Source organism: Sulfitobacter sp. L-8 (genome assembly GCF_056859255.1).
In genome coordinates this window covers 17,066-32,116 of sequence record NZ_JBSXOD010000027.1, presented here as the reverse complement: position 1 = coordinate 32,116, position 15,051 = coordinate 17,066, and the positions used below count along the sequence as shown (strand labels likewise).

Here is a 15,051-nt window from a genome sequence, read left to right as displayed (position 1 = left end):
GCGAAACCTCAGACGCGCGGAGGGCGATCCAGATCGAAGGCCCTGCGACCCGATAAAATCGTCGCCGTTGGCGACCAGACAGCGCTTGCGATTTCGGCAACGCCATTGGTACCACGTGGTGTCAGAAACGCGATGTTATGATCATGGTCGGCGAATTCAGGGCCATGACTTTGATACGCATGCAGGATGTCCACGATGTCTTCATGGGCATGACCGTGATTTTCGACTTCGAGCTTATGGTCCGTCAGAATCTGGGCGAGTTGGGCAAGGTCATGCGGGTCGCTTTGCTCATTCGACGACAAAAGGATGCCGGCGGCCAATACCGCAACCATAATAAAGCGCAGGAATGTTAGTGCCTGTAAAACCATGTCTGCCGTATCAGTTTCGCCTGTTTCCGTAGGTCTGGGCCTACTTGCTCTATCCCCCCGGGGAGGATACAGGATGTGTATGACAAAACACACCCATCATGCAAGCCACCCCGATATCGTTAAACGGCTAAAACGTGCCGGCGGCCATCTTTCAAGCGTTATCACGATGATTGAGACACAGCGCCCCTGTACGGATATTGCCCAACAGCTTCATGCTGTGGAAAAGGCCATCACCCAAGCAAAAAGAACACTGATTCAAGACCATATTGATCACTGTTTGGATGGCACTGTCTCTGACCAGAACGACGCCGTGCCTATCACTGCCGATTTTAAAGCGATCATCAAATATCTCTAGAGGAATCCCCCCATGCTCTCTGTTCTGGCTGACCGCACTTACCGGCATCTTTTTCTCGCGCAAATCATTGCGTTATTAGGGACGGGGCTGGCGACCGTCGCGCTTGGCTTGTTGGCGTATGACCTTGCCGGAGAGCGTGCAGGCTTGGTCTTGGGGACAGTATTCACGATTAAAATGCTGGCTTACGTGGGGATCGCCCCGATCGCCGGTGCCTTTGCCAACCGCTGGCCGCGCCGCAAGATGCTTGTCAGCCTTGATCTTGTCCGGGCGGCGGTCGCGTTGTGTCTGCCTTTCGTAAGCGAGGTGTGGCAGGTGTACATACTTATTTTTGTTCTACAGTCCGCTTCGGCGGCGTTTACGCCAACGTTTCAGGCCACCATACCGGATATTCTTCCGGATGAAGATCGCTATACACGGGCGTTGTCATTGTCGCGATTGGCGTATGATCTGGAGAATTTGATCAGCCCAACGCTGGCCGCGATCTTCTTGGCTTTTGTCAGTTATCAGGCCCTGTTTGTCGGTACGGTTATTGGGTTTCTTGGGTCCGCAGCTTTGGTGGTTTCCGTCCTCCTGCCAAGTCCTTCTGCATCAGCGCCCCGAGGTATCTACGATCGTACCACACGAGGGTTGCGGATATACCTGGCCACGCCAAGGTTGCGCGGGCTGTTATCGCTGAACCTCGCGGCGGCAACTGCCGGAGCAATGGTTCTGGTCAACACAGTTGTTTTGGTGCGATCGGGGCTGGGCTTCGGAGAAACGGAAGTGGCTCTGGCGCTTGGGGCATTTGGCGGCGGGTCGATGCTGGCTGCGCTGATCTTGCCACGATTGCTGGATCAACGACCCGATCGGCCGGTAATGATTGGCGGGGCAGCGGTGCTGGTCATCACGCTTTTGGGGCTTGCAGGTTTGTCTGCCTATCAGGGCACGGGCTGGCCCGTGTTGCTGACGGGATGGGTTGTGATCGGTATTGGCTATTCCACGGTCCTGACCCCGTCAGGCCGACTTCTTAAAAGGTCGGCGCATCCAGAGGACAGGCCCGCGGTTTACGCTGCACAGTTTGCCTTGTCACATGCTTGCTGGCTGGTGACATATCCGCTTGCGGGATGGCTTATCACAGACTTCAGCGCGGCAACCGCCTTTGCGGTTCTCGCTTTGCTTTCGATTGCCGGTATGATCGGCGGGGTGGTTTTGTGGCCCCGTGGCGACGCGGATGTCGTCGAACATTCCCATGACGATCTTCCATCTGATCATCCGCACCTCAACGGTGAACGCCGCCATGCGCATACAATCGTGATCGACGATGATCACCCACGCTGGCCAGCTGTTCACTAAATCGGACTTTGGCCCCGCGTGGGGAACGCGTGGACCATTTCTCGCGGTGTCACGGTGCGCAGTAAATACTGTACAGTGCGTCGATCATCCGTTGAACACGTGTATCGGCGATGCGATAGAAGATGGTTTGCCGCTCTCGGCGGGTGGCAACCATACCGGCATCGCGTAGCTTCGCCAAGTGCTGGCTAAGTGCGGATTGACTGAGGTTTAGTTGCGCCTGCAAGCTGCCAACCGATTGTTCCCCATCCAAAAGATGACAAAGCACCATAAGCCGGTTGGCGTTAGAAAGTAGCGCCAGATGTTCCGACACCTCTATGGCTCGTGACTGCAGGACCGCCAAAGGCAGCTTGCTTTCTTTTATATTAGTGTTGACTAAATTAGACATGTCTTACATATATAGATCAAGGATACAGATAACAATAGAAATGTAGAAAAGGACGTCACAATGGGACCTGTAACGCCAACAGATTTTACACCTTGGCTATCACTGTTCGGAGGCGTGCTTATTGGGCTTAGCGCGGTCATCGTCATGGGGGCCTTTGGCAAGATCGCCGGTATTTCCGGTATCACAAAGGGGCTTGTCGGGATGGTGCCGGGGTTAACCGGGCCGGCAGACCGGAACTGGCGGCTTTCGTTTCTGCTGGGGCTGGTTATCGCCCCGGTTGCCGTATTGCTAACCACCGGTAACTTTCCGGTTCAGACGATTCCCACCAATCTGGTCGGGATGGCGATCGCAGGGCTGTTGGTGGGCGTCGGTACTGCGCTTGGCTCGGGCTGCACGTCGGGGCATGGGGTCTGCGGGCTGGCCCGGTTGTCGCCGCGATCCCTGGTCGCAGTATTAACATTTGTTGCGGCGGCTGTCGTGACGACCACCTTGGTTCGCCACATTTTTTAAGGAACAGATCATGCGTAACATCACAGGTTTTTTAGCTGGCTTAATCTTTGGTATCGGGCTGATCATTTCAGGTATGGCCAACCCTGCAAAGGTGCTGAACTTTCTTGATATCCTCGGCCCCTGGGATCCGAGCCTGGCTTTCGTCATGGGCGGGGCGTCGATCACGGCATTTATCGGATATCGACTTGCATGGTCCCGCGAGGCTCCCTTGTTGGAGGCAAAATTTGATATGCCTGAAAACAATGCCATCGACGCACCACTTATCACCGGCTCTATCCTGTTCGGGGCCGGTTGGGGGCTAGGCGGGTTCTGCCCCGGCCCGGCTTGGACGTCCCTGGCGATCGGGTCACCCGGTATCCTGGTTTTCCTTCCTCTCATGCTCGTCGGCATCGTTTTAGGAACTGCGGCTAAATCCCATTCGTTATTTCAACTGAAAGGAGTTTAGAGATGTCAAATAAGTCGGAACTAGATAAATGTGTCGTTCGCCATTCGCCTTCAACCGGTCCTTCCAGCCCGGATGTTTGGGGCATTTACGAACCGGACACAGGTTCTATCCAGTATATTTGCGCCGATCCTGAAACACGCGAAGCAGCTTTGATCGATGTCGTCTTGAATTTTGATCCGGCCAGCTTTGCGCTGGACACCAGCAGCATGGATCAGGTGCTGGGCTTGGTGAAAGAGAACAATTTGACCGTGACTTGGGTGCTGGATACGCACCCCCATGCTGATCACGTAATGGCTTCATCACGTTTGAAAAAACACACCGGCGCACCCAATGCGATAGGTGTGAAGGTAAAAGAAATCGCCGAATTATGGCGCGAGATTTACCACACGCCAGACGCCTTCGACCCGGATCGCGATTTCGACCGATTGTTCCAGGATGGGGATACATTCAAGATCGGGTCTCTCGAGGTGTCCGTCATGCTCTCGGTGGGGCACACCTTGGGGTCGATATCTTACATTTGCGGTGACGCGATTTTTGCCCATGACACATTCATGCAGCCTGACAGCGGCACAGCGCGTGCGGATTTTCCGGGCGGTAGCACCGAAGAATTGTGGAATTCACTGCAAAAAATACTCGCCCTTCCCGGTAATACGAGGGTTTTCGTCGGCCATGATTATGGTTCGAAGGACCGCAACGAACCAGAATGGGAGGCGACTGTTGACGAACACAAGGCGCACAACATCCACGTAAAGGACGGGACCAAGAAAGAAGATTATATCAAGGTTCGCAATGAACGCGACGCGACGCTGTCGCTTCCCGACCGGATGCTGGCCGCCTTGCAGATCAACCTGCGGGCGGGGCAGTTGCCCAACGCAGAGTCAGATGGTGATCACTATCTGAAAATTCCCGTCAATAAGTTCTAAAGGAGATATGCCATGAATAAATCTATGAAGGACTTGGTCGCTGATGCGAAATCTCGGGTTGAAACCATCAGCCCCAAAGATGCGCTTTCCGCTCAGCAAAGCGGAGACTTGATCCTTGACGTGCGTGAACCAGCGGAGCTTACAACCGATGGCGCAGTCGAGGGGGCGGTGAACGTTCCGCGCGGCTTGCTCGAAGCGAATGCGGACCCCGAGACCGGTAAGGGAAATGAAAAGCTGGTCGCCAAGCGGGGTAAAAACGGGCGTGTTCATATTCTGTGTGCGTCTGGCGCACGGGCCACTCTTGCCGCTGATTGTCTGCGCGAGATGGGCTATGACGCTACCGTCATCGAAGGTGGCTTGGGCGGCTGGAAAAAAGCTAATCTGCCCGTCATCATGTAATGCTGAGATGAACCCGCGCTACGCGTACTGCCTTGATAGCAACAAGACAGTGCGCGCGCCGCGAAGCTGAGTTTTCAAGGCTCCCGCTAGCACGATCATGCTGCGATGCGACCTACTGCAAAACCAGGTAAGGAAGCGCATATGTCCGAGACCTTCTTGTCGGCAGAACCTACGGCGCGGCTTGCTGTGTTTCTGGTGATGCTTCTGCTCATGGTTATATGGGAAATTGCAGCCCCGCGGCGACGGCAAGAGATTCCACGGCTTTTACGATGGACCAATAACGTAGGCGTCGTGGTAATCGACACGTTATTGGTACGTTTGACCTTCCCGATAGTGGCCGTGGGGTTGGCAATCGTTTCTCAGGAACGCGGGTGGGGCCTTTTCAATATCTTTGACCTACCGGGACCGCTGGTTTTCATCGTGTCTTTGCTTGTTTTGGATATGGCGATTTATTTGCAACATGTAATGTTTCATGCGGTTCCGGCGTTATGGCGCTTGCACAGAATGCATCACGCCGACCTTGAATTCGATGTAACGACAGGGCTGCGGTTTCATCCTGGTGAAATTCTTCTGTCGATGGGAATAAAATTGGCGGTTGTGGCTGCGTTGGGACCACCAGCAGTTGCCGTATTGCTTTTTGAAATTCTGCTGAATGCGTCGTCAATGTTCAATCATTCCAACATAAAGATCCCGAAATCCATAGACCGGGTGTTGAGATTGTTAGTGGTAACGCCGGATATGCACCGGGTGCATCATTCGGTCGATCCAAAAGAAACCAACAGTAATTACGGTTTCAATGTGCCATGGTGGGACCGGTTGCTAGGCACATATCGTGCGCAGCCTGCCAAAGGACACACAGGCATGGATATCGGGATTGAACAGTTCCGTACGCGCCGTGACCTGTGGCTCGACAGAATGTTGATCCAACCGGTACGTGGCCCGGCAAGCGGTTATGCCCTGGATCCGTCTGAGCACAAGGACTGAACCCTGGTCTTTCTTGCACCGGATGCCGTGTTTTTGGGTGGTGCAGGGGGGCAATATTCAACGGCCGTTTCTCAAGACGCAAGCAACAAGCGGCGGCGTGTAAAGTCTGGCCGCCAATGGCCTTTGTTGGGGACAGTTCGATGTTTTACGCAGCGGCGCACAGTGGTCATGCGCATTCTTTTGGGTGCAGCACGAACATGGCTTCTGTTATTCGTCATCGTGGGTTCATGGGGTAGCCCAACAGTAGAAACGATCGCTGGCTTCAAGTCTTCCGTGCTATTCTTGAGCTGCTGACATAGGGCGCTCACTTCTTTCCGTGCTATAAACGTTCGTACCATTTTGCCATATCGCAAGACAGCGGTGTCTAAAGAGTCGATGTACCCGAAGGCGGGAAAGCGACTGAGCAGTCGGAGCAATTCCACAGGAGCCAGCATTTTCAGAGCCTGCGGGCCGGGGAAAAAGCTTTCGCTCAGCGTACCCTCGGCGACTATGATTTGATGCGCCTCAAACATTAAATGGACATAGGTGACAGACTTTTTACCCTTCGCGATCCGCACACCAGGAAGTTCGTCGACCAAGTGAATTGCCCTCGCCAGACGCCCGCCCGGCATCAGCATGCCGTGCTGGCGTGAAACGAATATATCGCGCTCAGCGCCAAGCACGCCCTTATTTATGCGCACTGGCAACAAATTGGGAAATTCAGAAAGCTCATCCCCACAGACGGTTCTGCTGCCGACCCAGGCGATGGGCTGTGCACCATTGTCCAAAGTGCACACCAGATCGCCTTGTTTCAGGGTCGCTATGTCCACGTCGCCGGCTGGGGTTCTTATACGGGTGCCTGCGGTAAAGCAGACGATGCCCGTGTTGTCGTAAGAGTAACTGGAGGAGGTGGCACCAAAGATGGTTAGCGAATTCGCGCCAAACTGCTTGTAGCCAGAGTAATCGACAATATTGCCCCGGTCATCCACGGTGTTCGATTGGTTAAGAATACCGTCGTCCGCTTGGTCGGCACGTAGTACGTGCAGGCTGCCATAATATTGCGACAGATCTATAAAGTCGTTGTTGGTGGTAATGCCGTCGCCAAAGGACCCGGAGTTCCCGGCGTTGAAGTCGGTGATGGTGTCATTGCCGAGTTCAAATTCGAATACATCGTTGCCGTCGCCGCCCGTCAGTCGGTCGTCGCCTGCTTGCCCATTCAGGGTATCATCGCCAAGCCCGCCTTCAAGCGTGTCGTTCCCAAGGCCACCATCCAGGTAATCGGCACCGCTGCCGCCTGTCAGTGAATCATCACCGCCGTCGCCGTACAGGATGTCATCGCCGTCACCACCATCAATGACATCGTTTTCGCCACTCTCTGTACCAGGTGAATAAAGCCTGGCGGCACCAGGGGTTACGGTGACCGAATGCGTTGCGTTATCGGCACCGTCATAAGTAAAGGTAAAGCTGCCATTACCGTTGTCCACCATCGTCTTGGTGCCGATAAGTACGATACTGTCATCTTGGTCTTCGTCAGCGATGGTGATCGAAAAATTGTCAACAAAAGTTGTCAGGTCAATTTGAAAGACATCGTTTTCGCCCTCGTCGGCACCAGCACGTCTTAGATGGATAGAATTGATCGCTTGGTCGGTACTGTCGGTTATCGTCACATCGACTGAATTGCGCTGCGATATCTGGTCGACGTTCAGTTCAAAATTCCCACCGCTGTCAATCGAAACGGCTGCTTTTACAGTGCCCGGCGCAGAAGCGGGCAGGGGAATGGCGCGGTCACCATAAACAACGTCGTTGCCCGCGCCTGCGTGGATCGTATCGGCACCACCGAGGCCATAAATGATATCGTCATTACCATCGACGCCATCGACTTCATCGTAATCCCCATCCCTAAACCCGGCACCCATGACGTCTGCGCTGTTCGTGCCTTCGACAATACCATCGGGGGTAAAGATGTTTTCCGTATTTGCCGTGGTGATGTTCGGGTCTTCACTGACGATAGTATCATTACCCGACTGCATATCGAAGCGAGGGAGGCTCGCGTTCTGACCGACCCGGATAAAATCGTCGCCTGAGCCTGTTTTAAAGTCCTTGGTTGACGTAAAGTTGTCGCCGATCTGGATCGTATCTTGGTTATTTGATCCCTTGTATTCGTTGATCGTGACGCCGTTGCCGATGGTCATGTCGATTGCATCGGCGTTGGACGCATCGATATTCGTCGCGGGCAGGCCCACCCCGTCAGAGATGTGGATACTTGGGGTCAGATTAGAATTGAACTGTATGTTCAACGCATTGGAATTACTGTTACTGAACTGGACCGCAAAATGCGTGGGCGACCCCGATGCCGACTGGAAAGTGATGTTTCCAGCAGCCGTACTTTCGATGATGAAAATATCCCCTTCGTTAACAGGGATATTCCCGCCTGCGAAGTCTCTGGGAATATAGTACATTGCCATCGTGAAGTACCTGAATATGAAAATAATAATCTCTGTGGAATTTTCATATCAGTGGAATAGGCCGAAAGAATGGCGAGGTGATGACCAATGTGGCATCCCCCCTTAGATCTGATCGAAACTGGAAACAATAAACCTCAAGTTGAAACTGCTTTTGGTACAGTCACCCGGTAGTGGGTACCGACCTTGGTTATATCTGTTGGGGGCTGGCTAATTATGGCAGCAATATTGCTTATGGCCCGGAATGACATGAAAACTCGCCATTTTTTAGTCAATTTCGTCTTATATGAGAATAGAGCACTCTTTTAAGGATTACATCATCATGAAGATCTATGAGACGCTCGCCCGGGGAAATTTCCCCAAAACGTATACAGGTAAAATTCTCCTCGTAAGCTTCATCGGCGTCCACGTGCCAATGTTTGGGGCCGTGACGTATGTTTTGCTTGCCGATACCAAGCCCTTTCTTGAACAGCTCGATGTTCTGGGCGCAATGCTTCTTGCAACATTGATAGGTACCGGTGGCACAATGTTCGTGATGAAAGAGCTTCTCGCCCCGGTCCGCGCGGCTTCTGAAGCCGCCGACCAATATTTACGGAACCGGCAAATCCCGCGCCTGCCTACAAAGTACACCGATTCAGCCGGGGTGTTGATGGCAAGTGTTCAGGAATGTGTAACGCGTTTGGACGCCAGCCTTTCCTCGACCGAAGGGCGGTATCAGCAACTGGAACGGGATCATTCCGAGCAGTTCAAGACATTGGCGGGGATGAAGCATGACTTCCGCACGCCATTGACGCAAATTCTTGGTTTTGCCAGCTTGATGAAGGCCGAAGCGATCGGGCCAATCGGCAACACCACCTATCAGTCTTTCGTGCAAAAGATAGGCGCGTCCGGACAGCAGCTCCTGGAGACCCTGAACTCTGTTATTGATTTGTCAGACAGCCAATCCTTGTCGCAAATCGCCCAGGATAGCGAAAATCTGGATCTCGTGGCCGTCGCACGGGATGCTGTGAATATCGAACATTTGCATGCCGAACAGCGCAGCGTGGAGGTAGAGGTCCGGGCGCCGTCCGAACTGGAGCTTTTCGCCGTCAAATCCGTCGCCAAGAACCTGACCGAGGCAATGCTTCATGCGGCTATTGCTGCAACACCTTCTCAAGGAACTGTTAGTTTGGCGATCGAATCTACCGATACCGGGGCCTGCGTGTTGGTCGAAAGTTGCGGCGGTCAGCTATCATTGGAAGACGTGCCGCCCAGGTTGGCTACGGGTATTCAGGGGCTGAAAAGCGGGGCAGGTACGCTCAGCGCGACTCCTGAAAGTTCTACACCAACGACACTGCGTTTGTGTCTCATCGATACTCTTTGCCGTTCCGTCGGCGCTCAGATCAGGTTGACGCAAACGGATGGGGTATCGTTTTCGATGTATGTCGAACTTGATGCCGCGGCGTCAGAAGTGTTGAGCTTGGCGGCATAGGCCAAAATGCGCATGGACGGACGGCCCCGGAATGGGTTGTCCGCCCATGCACCGCGTCGCTTCGACCTTAACAGTCAAGCACAATATCCGTCAGCGGTCGGCTTACACACGGCAATATGAATCCCCGGTCGATTTCCCGCTGCCTGATGCCGCCTTCATGGGCCATCGTGACCTCTCCGGAATGTTTGAAAATCTTGCACGTACCACACATCCCGCGCGCACATGACGACGGGAGAGGCAGGCCAGCAGCCTTTACCGCACTGAGGATCGTGGTTGTTTCTGCACACTCAAAGGTCTTGCCTGTGCGCGCAAATGAAATGCTGCGCACAGGGGTATCTGCTGCCGGCGTGATCTCAGCCTCCGGTGATGAAAAGTCGAAGCTTTCTTCGCCGTACCTTTCCGGCGGCACACCTGCATCACGCGCCGCCGCCCGTACCATTTCCATAAAGGATTGCGGGCCACAGCACAAAACAGTGCTGTCAGCAAGGCCGGGTGCCAGACTATTCAGCAATCCAGCCGACGGCCGCGAAGCACCCGGACCTCTTGTGATGATTGGAACGTAGGTAAGATGTGGCAAACGGCGGGACAACAGGGCAATTTCCTGCGTCGCAATCAGATCGGCTTCGGTGGGGGAGACATGGATGAGTGTGGCATCAAGCGCAATGCCTCGGTCCGCAGCGGTCCGTAGCATGGAAAGAATTGGGGTAATGCCGCTGCCTGCCGCAATCAGCGTGTATTTTTCACCCGGCCACGACACAGGACCAAATCGGCCCGACGGTCCGAACGCGAGGATGGTCGCCCCCGGAACCAATGTTTCGTGGAGATGAGCCGAACCGGCACCCGCTTGGCGTTTGACGGAAATTTCGATACCGCCATCGCGTGAGGCCGACGATGCAATGGTATAACAGCGCTCTACGGTTCCCTGGGGGGTATCGATTTGAAATGTCATGAACTGTCCGGGATCATGTTCAATTCGGCTTCCGTCTACTGGTGCCAGCAAAAATGTCCGGACGTCATGCGTTTCATCCCAGGTGGCTTTGCACAGCAGCGGTGCCCAGGCTTCGGGTGGGAAACGCCGGCGGCGGCGGGTTATCCACGGCGCTGCGTCGATCATGGTCATGACGTTGTCTCTGCTTCGGTCATGCGCTCCACATACCATGTGGTGAATTCGTCCAAAGCACGTTCGGTAAAACGTGAATATGGTCCGGGGCGATATCCTGGCGACAGGGCACCCTTGTGGGCCAGAGCGACAAGGTGGGCGTCTTCGCGGTTGGTCTGCTTCCAGACCGACGTGAGGTTCTCCAGAGTGTAATCTTCGCCCTCGACCGCGTCACGGTTCACCAACCACTTGGTACGCACCAACGTCCGATCCGGAGCGATGGGAAAGGCAGTGAAAATAACCGCGTGATCGGCCATGACATGGTTCCATGAATTGATCCCCCACAGATGTACATCCCCTAGCCAAGGACGGTCTGTATCACCAAGTGGGATGGCGACGGCAGCACGGGTGTCAGGGGTCTGGCTTTCGCCCAAACCGGCGATGATCAGGCGCTGCGTGCGAAAATTGGTCGGCCATCCGACCGTATGTTCAACGGCCTCGTAGTCGAGCCCTTCGTTGTCCCAATGTGCCCCGTAACGCGCATAGGCATCCAGCAAATCATTGGCTTCGGTCTTTTCCGCCTCGGTCAGCCCGCCAGGGTCATAGCCAAAGTCAGCTGCGTGGAACGACAGGGACAGTTGGGGATGATTGGACGCGCAGTGATAACACTCCCTGTTGTTTTCGATGGTCAGTTTCCAGTTACCTTCCTCGATGATGTCCTGCTCGAAGGCGACTTTGGCGTTGCGCAGATCATACGGAGCAAGACGTGGTTCCATTACGCGTTCCAGCTCGTCAATGTCAGATGGAGGCGTTTGAGACAGGCAAACGTACAGGATGCCGCCTATGTCCTTGAGAGCGACAGGCTTGAGGTGGTGTAGGTCACGGTCAAAATCGACACCCATATGCGGGGCCAACGCCAACGAACCGTTCAAATCATATGTCCACTGATGATAGGGGCACACCAATTTCCCGACGACCGATCGCCCAGGAGGCACCAGCCGCGACCCCCGGTGTGAACAGACATTATGAAAGGCCCGTAGTTCATTGTCGTCATCACGTAAGATCAGTATGGAGGCGGGGCCAATGTCCACTGCAACGACATCGCCCGGCTCGGCGACATCACAGGCTACGCCCGCGGCGATCCAGTGGCGGGAAAATATTATGTCACAGTCTGCTTTATAGGCACCTTCCCCCGTATATAGTGCAGCGGGAAGGGTATGCCCCGGCTTCCGCGCATCCAAAAGTGCGCGCGTGGAAGAAGAAGCTGAACGTTCATCAAACATGGCAGAGACCCCTTGGTTTAGCGCAAGACTATTCGCGAGAAACGCCACTAGACAACGGCACAAAAAATACGTCTATTCATTACTTCACCGTATGAATGAGTTGGATAACCATCAACGGCCCAGCAGATCGTCAACGGCACACGGACATAGCAAGTTATGCATCGGATACGACGGGCACTTCCTTCCCTGACGGCACTGGTCGCGTTCGAGGCCGCTGCCCGGAACGGCAGTTTTACGGTCGCGGCAAAGGAACTGGGCGTGACCCAAGCTGCGGTAAGCAGACGTATTGCTGCGCTGGAACAAGAAATCGGGCGACAGTTGTTCGACCGACGAAATCGGCGTGTTGCCCTTACCGAAGCGGGGTATGACCTGTTTGCCTCGGTTGGCGTCGCGTTTGGTGGTCTTGTCGATACGGTGGATCGCTTGCAAAGCCCGCAGGTAAAACTGACCGTCGCTGCATCTGTCGCCTTTGGCCATTTCAGGCTTCTGCCGCTGTTGGCGTCCTTTCGGGATCAGGAACCAGACGTCGACTTGCGCGTGATATCAGAAGATTCATGGGCCGCACCTGACGACCGGCAGATCGACCTTGCGGTACGATATGGCAAACCACCGTTTCGCGGCATGAGGGTTGTCGGAGCGCTTGAAGAACGCATCATCCCGGTTTGCGCCCCTCAGATGGCACAGCGTCTGGGATCCCTTACGCTGAGCGATCTTGCCCACAGGTCGGATATTCAGAAAATTGACAGTGCCTCGCCGGAACCGAGCTGGCTAAACTGGGCAGGCTGGTTCCAGCAACTTGGTTGGCGCGGCAGTTTCGAAGCGGCCAAATTGCATTTTAGCAGCTATAGTGATGCAGCATATGCCGCCATGAACGGGGAAGGGGTTGCATTGGGTTGGACCCACCTGTTGGAACGTCCGCTTGCGGATGGGCGATTGACTGCGATGGACCTTCCGGCGCTTTCGCCGAAAGAACGCCACTACATCCTTATTCTCGACCGACGCCAACCTACCCCGGCAGTCGAAGCGTTCTCGCGCTGGCTTGCCAGCGGGAGCCCGGAACCAACCGAGCGGCATAGAGATCAAGTGGAAGTTTGAAGTGTTTCGACGCGTGCGTGGTACGACGCAAACATGCTTTCGTTAGTCCCGAGAGCGGTAGAGTGTGCTGGGCCGATCGAAGTACGATTAGCGCCCGCGAAAGGCCCAGCAAGCAATGCTTGATCTTCGCTTAAGAAGACAAAGCAGTCAGCTTTGAAGTTTGCGTCTTGGTCTGCGTCGACGCATTTTCCGAAGCGGACATGGCATCGGATGTCTGGGGCGTCAGCAATGCGGAAATATAGGACTTACTTGCGCGCCCTGACGAGTTGGCGACCGGTGCGATGTCATCAATCATCGCCCGAAAACGTGCGGTTTCGACACGCTGTTCCGCAGTTTTTCGTTCCAGTTCTTCATTCACAATCTTTTTGTCTTCGACCTTTGTCAAAACTACGCTTGCCGATTTCTTGGCCGATTCAGCAGCAGCGGTTTCTTTCGTTCCGGTGCCAACGCTACTCGCTGACTGTTTTGCGTATGATGACGACGATCCCTCCGTTGATTTTGACGGTTCGTCGGATGCGGTAGGTTGCGTCTGCCGCGGAGGCGGGCTGGCGTTAGTCCCGATGGATAAGATTGACAGCATTTTTTGGCCTTTCGGTTTGCTTGGTTAGATAAGCGCACCTATCGCATCAGGCTATGGTCGTATCATGACCGAAATAAGGTTAGATCGGGCGAAATGTGGCAACAATTTATCATATTTTTGTTCCAGAAGACATGGTGAATCACGAGCGTCGCGGGTCGGCCCGCGTGTAATTGTTGTAAATCTATTAAATGTTTTCAGACAGTTTCTTTGGCTCCGGCAGAGATTAGTAAAATCCAAGCCAGACAAATTAGCGATGATCGCCGTCTGATAGATGCGTGACGATGGAAAACGCAACGCTGATTGGTTGTTCTTAAAGATTGATGGCGGCTATCATGCCGCCATCAATGGGGTTTTTGACGGTTTTCGGCTATTACAGCAACTCTGAACCGGTCCAGTCCACGGGTGTGCCGTCATTGCCATCGTCTTGGTCTACGGCGTCTATCTCCTTGGTCATTAACGACATGACATCATTCAAAGTGATCTCGTTGGTACCTACGGAGTCGACCTCGTAATCCTCGAACGGGGGCAGGGCATTGGCCGCAGCGGCAGCGTTTTCACCGCCCCACTGACCATGACCCGATGTAGTGCCACCCGTGCCGGAGCCCTTGGTGCCGCCAGAGCCGGAGCCCTTGGTGCCGCCAGAACCGGACCCCTTGGTACCACCCGAACCGGAACCCTTGGTGCCGCCAAAACCGGAGCCCTTGGTGCCACCCGAGCCGGAACCCTTGGTGCCGCCCGAACCGGAGCCCTTGGTGCCGCCCGAGCCGGAGCCCTTGGTGCCGCCCGAGCCGGAGCCCTTGGTGCCGCCAGAACCGGACCCCTTCGTGCCACCCGAGCCGGAACCTTTATGGCCATTACCTTTGCCGTTCCATTCGTGGTCTTTGCCGTGGCGGTCGCCGCTGGTTCCGCCGGAACCGGAGCCTTGATATTCCCGGGATTCAGATGCCGCTGCGCCATCGGGGCGCTGCATGACTGTCACTTCATTGGCTAGGTTGGCGTCGAACCATTTGGAAAACTGATCGCCCTCCACACCGCCGTTGTGATAGGATTTCGTTGCGCTTGCGTCGCTTTGCCCCGATCCTTTAGCATCACCAGCTTCAGAACTGTGCCCTCCTGATTTATCGTACGTCTTCGACATGCCAAATCCTCTCGCTAGTGTTCAATTATTTTCAATGTTATCGCAGAAAAGTGCTATTCTTAAGAAGTTTCAAATCTTCGTAATTAGCATTCAGAGCTAACATGATATCGGAATGTGGCAATATTTTAGCCAAACTTTGCAGATTTTACGCCTAGAAAGGGCTAGAACTGGAAACAATCTCTTTCATTTGGCACGATCTAAGCCGCGCGTAAATCAATTGCTTGCCGGAAATCAGTGCTCTGC

The 15,051-nt window shown here is 54.4% G+C and carries 16 protein-coding genes; 9 read left to right on the top strand and 7 right to left on the bottom strand.

Translation table 11 applies throughout. The features are described from left to right. Positions 1 to 8 precede the first annotated feature (8 nt). Complete coding sequence (locus AC13DE_RS02060; protein ID WP_446296499.1) at positions 9 to 368, bottom strand: hypothetical protein; 360 nt, start codon at positions 366 to 368, stop codon at positions 9 to 11. A 79-nt stretch (positions 369 to 447) separates the two neighbouring features. On the opposite strand from AC13DE_RS02060, the gene AC13DE_RS02055 reads away from it, so the two are divergent. Both AC13DE_RS02055 and AC13DE_RS02050 read left to right on the top strand, forming a co-directional pair. Then, positions 448 to 723: a metal-sensing transcriptional repressor gene (locus AC13DE_RS02055; RefSeq protein ID WP_446312225.1), complete on the top strand. Its 276-nt coding sequence runs from the start codon at positions 448 to 450 to the stop codon at positions 721 to 723. Positions 724 to 735: 12 nt separating this feature from the next. After that, entirely contained in the window at positions 736 to 2,055 is a 1,320-nt protein-coding gene (locus tag AC13DE_RS02050; protein ID WP_483046879.1) for an MFS transporter, read from the top strand. A gap of 49 nt (positions 2,056 to 2,104) precedes the next feature. On the opposite strand, the gene AC13DE_RS02045 is transcribed toward AC13DE_RS02050, so the two are convergent. Beyond that, positions 2,105 to 2,440 (bottom strand): ArsR/SmtB family transcription factor, encoded by a 336-nt coding sequence (locus AC13DE_RS02045; RefSeq protein ID WP_446296502.1) that lies wholly within the window; start codon positions 2,438 to 2,440, stop codon positions 2,105 to 2,107. Between the two features lie 60 nt (positions 2,441 to 2,500). Between AC13DE_RS02045 and AC13DE_RS02040 the strand changes: the two genes are divergently transcribed. The 5 genes from AC13DE_RS02040 (at position 2,501) to AC13DE_RS02020 (ending at position 5,701) form a co-directional block, all read left to right on the top strand. Then, positions 2,501 to 2,950 (top strand): YeeE/YedE family protein, encoded by a 450-nt coding sequence (locus tag AC13DE_RS02040; protein ID WP_446296503.1) that lies wholly within the window; start codon positions 2,501 to 2,503, stop codon positions 2,948 to 2,950. Positions 2,951 to 2,960: 10 nt separating this feature from the next. Then, positions 2,961 to 3,395, top strand: coding sequence for a DUF6691 family protein (locus AC13DE_RS02035; RefSeq protein WP_446296504.1), 435 nt, complete (start codon positions 2,961 to 2,963; stop codon positions 3,393 to 3,395). Between the two features lie 2 nt (positions 3,396 to 3,397). Further along, on the top strand, positions 3,398 to 4,318 hold the full coding sequence (locus AC13DE_RS02030) for an MBL fold metallo-hydrolase (RefSeq protein ID WP_446296505.1): 921 nt from the start codon (positions 3,398 to 3,400) through the stop codon (positions 4,316 to 4,318). Between the two features lie 12 nt (positions 4,319 to 4,330). Further along, entirely contained in the window at positions 4,331 to 4,717 is a 387-nt protein-coding gene (locus tag AC13DE_RS02025) for a rhodanese-like domain-containing protein (RefSeq protein WP_483046878.1), read from the top strand. 141 nt (positions 4,718 to 4,858) lie between these two features. Then, positions 4,859 to 5,701: a sterol desaturase family protein gene (locus tag AC13DE_RS02020; protein ID WP_483046877.1), complete on the top strand. Its 843-nt coding sequence runs from the start codon at positions 4,859 to 4,861 to the stop codon at positions 5,699 to 5,701. Positions 5,702 to 5,772: 71 nt separating this feature from the next. Here AC13DE_RS02020 and AC13DE_RS02015 read toward each other — a convergent pair whose 3' ends face one another. Continuing rightward, positions 5,773 to 8,145 (bottom strand): Hint domain-containing protein, encoded by a 2,373-nt coding sequence (locus AC13DE_RS02015; protein ID WP_483046876.1) that lies wholly within the window; start codon positions 8,143 to 8,145, stop codon positions 5,773 to 5,775. A gap of 319 nt (positions 8,146 to 8,464) precedes the next feature. On the opposite strand from AC13DE_RS02015, the gene AC13DE_RS02010 reads away from it, so the two are divergent. Continuing rightward, positions 8,465 to 9,613 carry a sensor histidine kinase gene (locus AC13DE_RS02010; protein WP_483046875.1) on the top strand — a complete coding sequence of 383 codons (1,149 nt, stop codon included), beginning with the start codon at positions 8,465 to 8,467 and terminating at the stop codon, positions 9,611 to 9,613. A gap of 67 nt (positions 9,614 to 9,680) precedes the next feature. Here the strand turns inward: AC13DE_RS02010 and AC13DE_RS02005 are convergent, their stop codons facing one another. Beyond that, the gene (locus AC13DE_RS02005; protein ID WP_483046874.1) at positions 9,681 to 10,733 is read right to left on the bottom strand and encodes a flavin reductase family protein; all 1,053 of its coding nucleotides are present in this window, start codon (positions 10,731 to 10,733) and stop codon (positions 9,681 to 9,683) included. After that, positions 10,730 to 11,995, bottom strand: coding sequence for an aromatic ring-hydroxylating oxygenase subunit alpha (locus AC13DE_RS02000; protein WP_483046873.1), 1,266 nt, complete (start codon positions 11,993 to 11,995; stop codon positions 10,730 to 10,732). Before AC13DE_RS02000 ends, AC13DE_RS02005 begins: the two co-directional genes overlap by 4 nt. A gap of 156 nt (positions 11,996 to 12,151) precedes the next feature. Between AC13DE_RS02000 and AC13DE_RS01995 the strand changes: the two genes are divergently transcribed. Continuing rightward, positions 12,152 to 13,090, top strand: coding sequence for a LysR substrate-binding domain-containing protein (locus AC13DE_RS01995; protein WP_483046872.1), 939 nt, complete (start codon positions 12,152 to 12,154; stop codon positions 13,088 to 13,090). Between the two features lie 130 nt (positions 13,091 to 13,220). Here the strand turns inward: AC13DE_RS01995 and AC13DE_RS01990 are convergent, their stop codons facing one another. Then, on the bottom strand, positions 13,221 to 13,475 hold the full coding sequence (locus tag AC13DE_RS01990; protein WP_446296513.1) for a hypothetical protein: 255 nt from the start codon (positions 13,473 to 13,475) through the stop codon (positions 13,221 to 13,223). Between the two features lie 565 nt (positions 13,476 to 14,040). Next, entirely contained in the window at positions 14,041 to 14,808 is a 768-nt protein-coding gene (locus AC13DE_RS01985) for a hypothetical protein (protein WP_483046871.1), read from the bottom strand. Between the last annotated feature and the right edge of the window lie 243 nt (positions 14,809 to 15,051).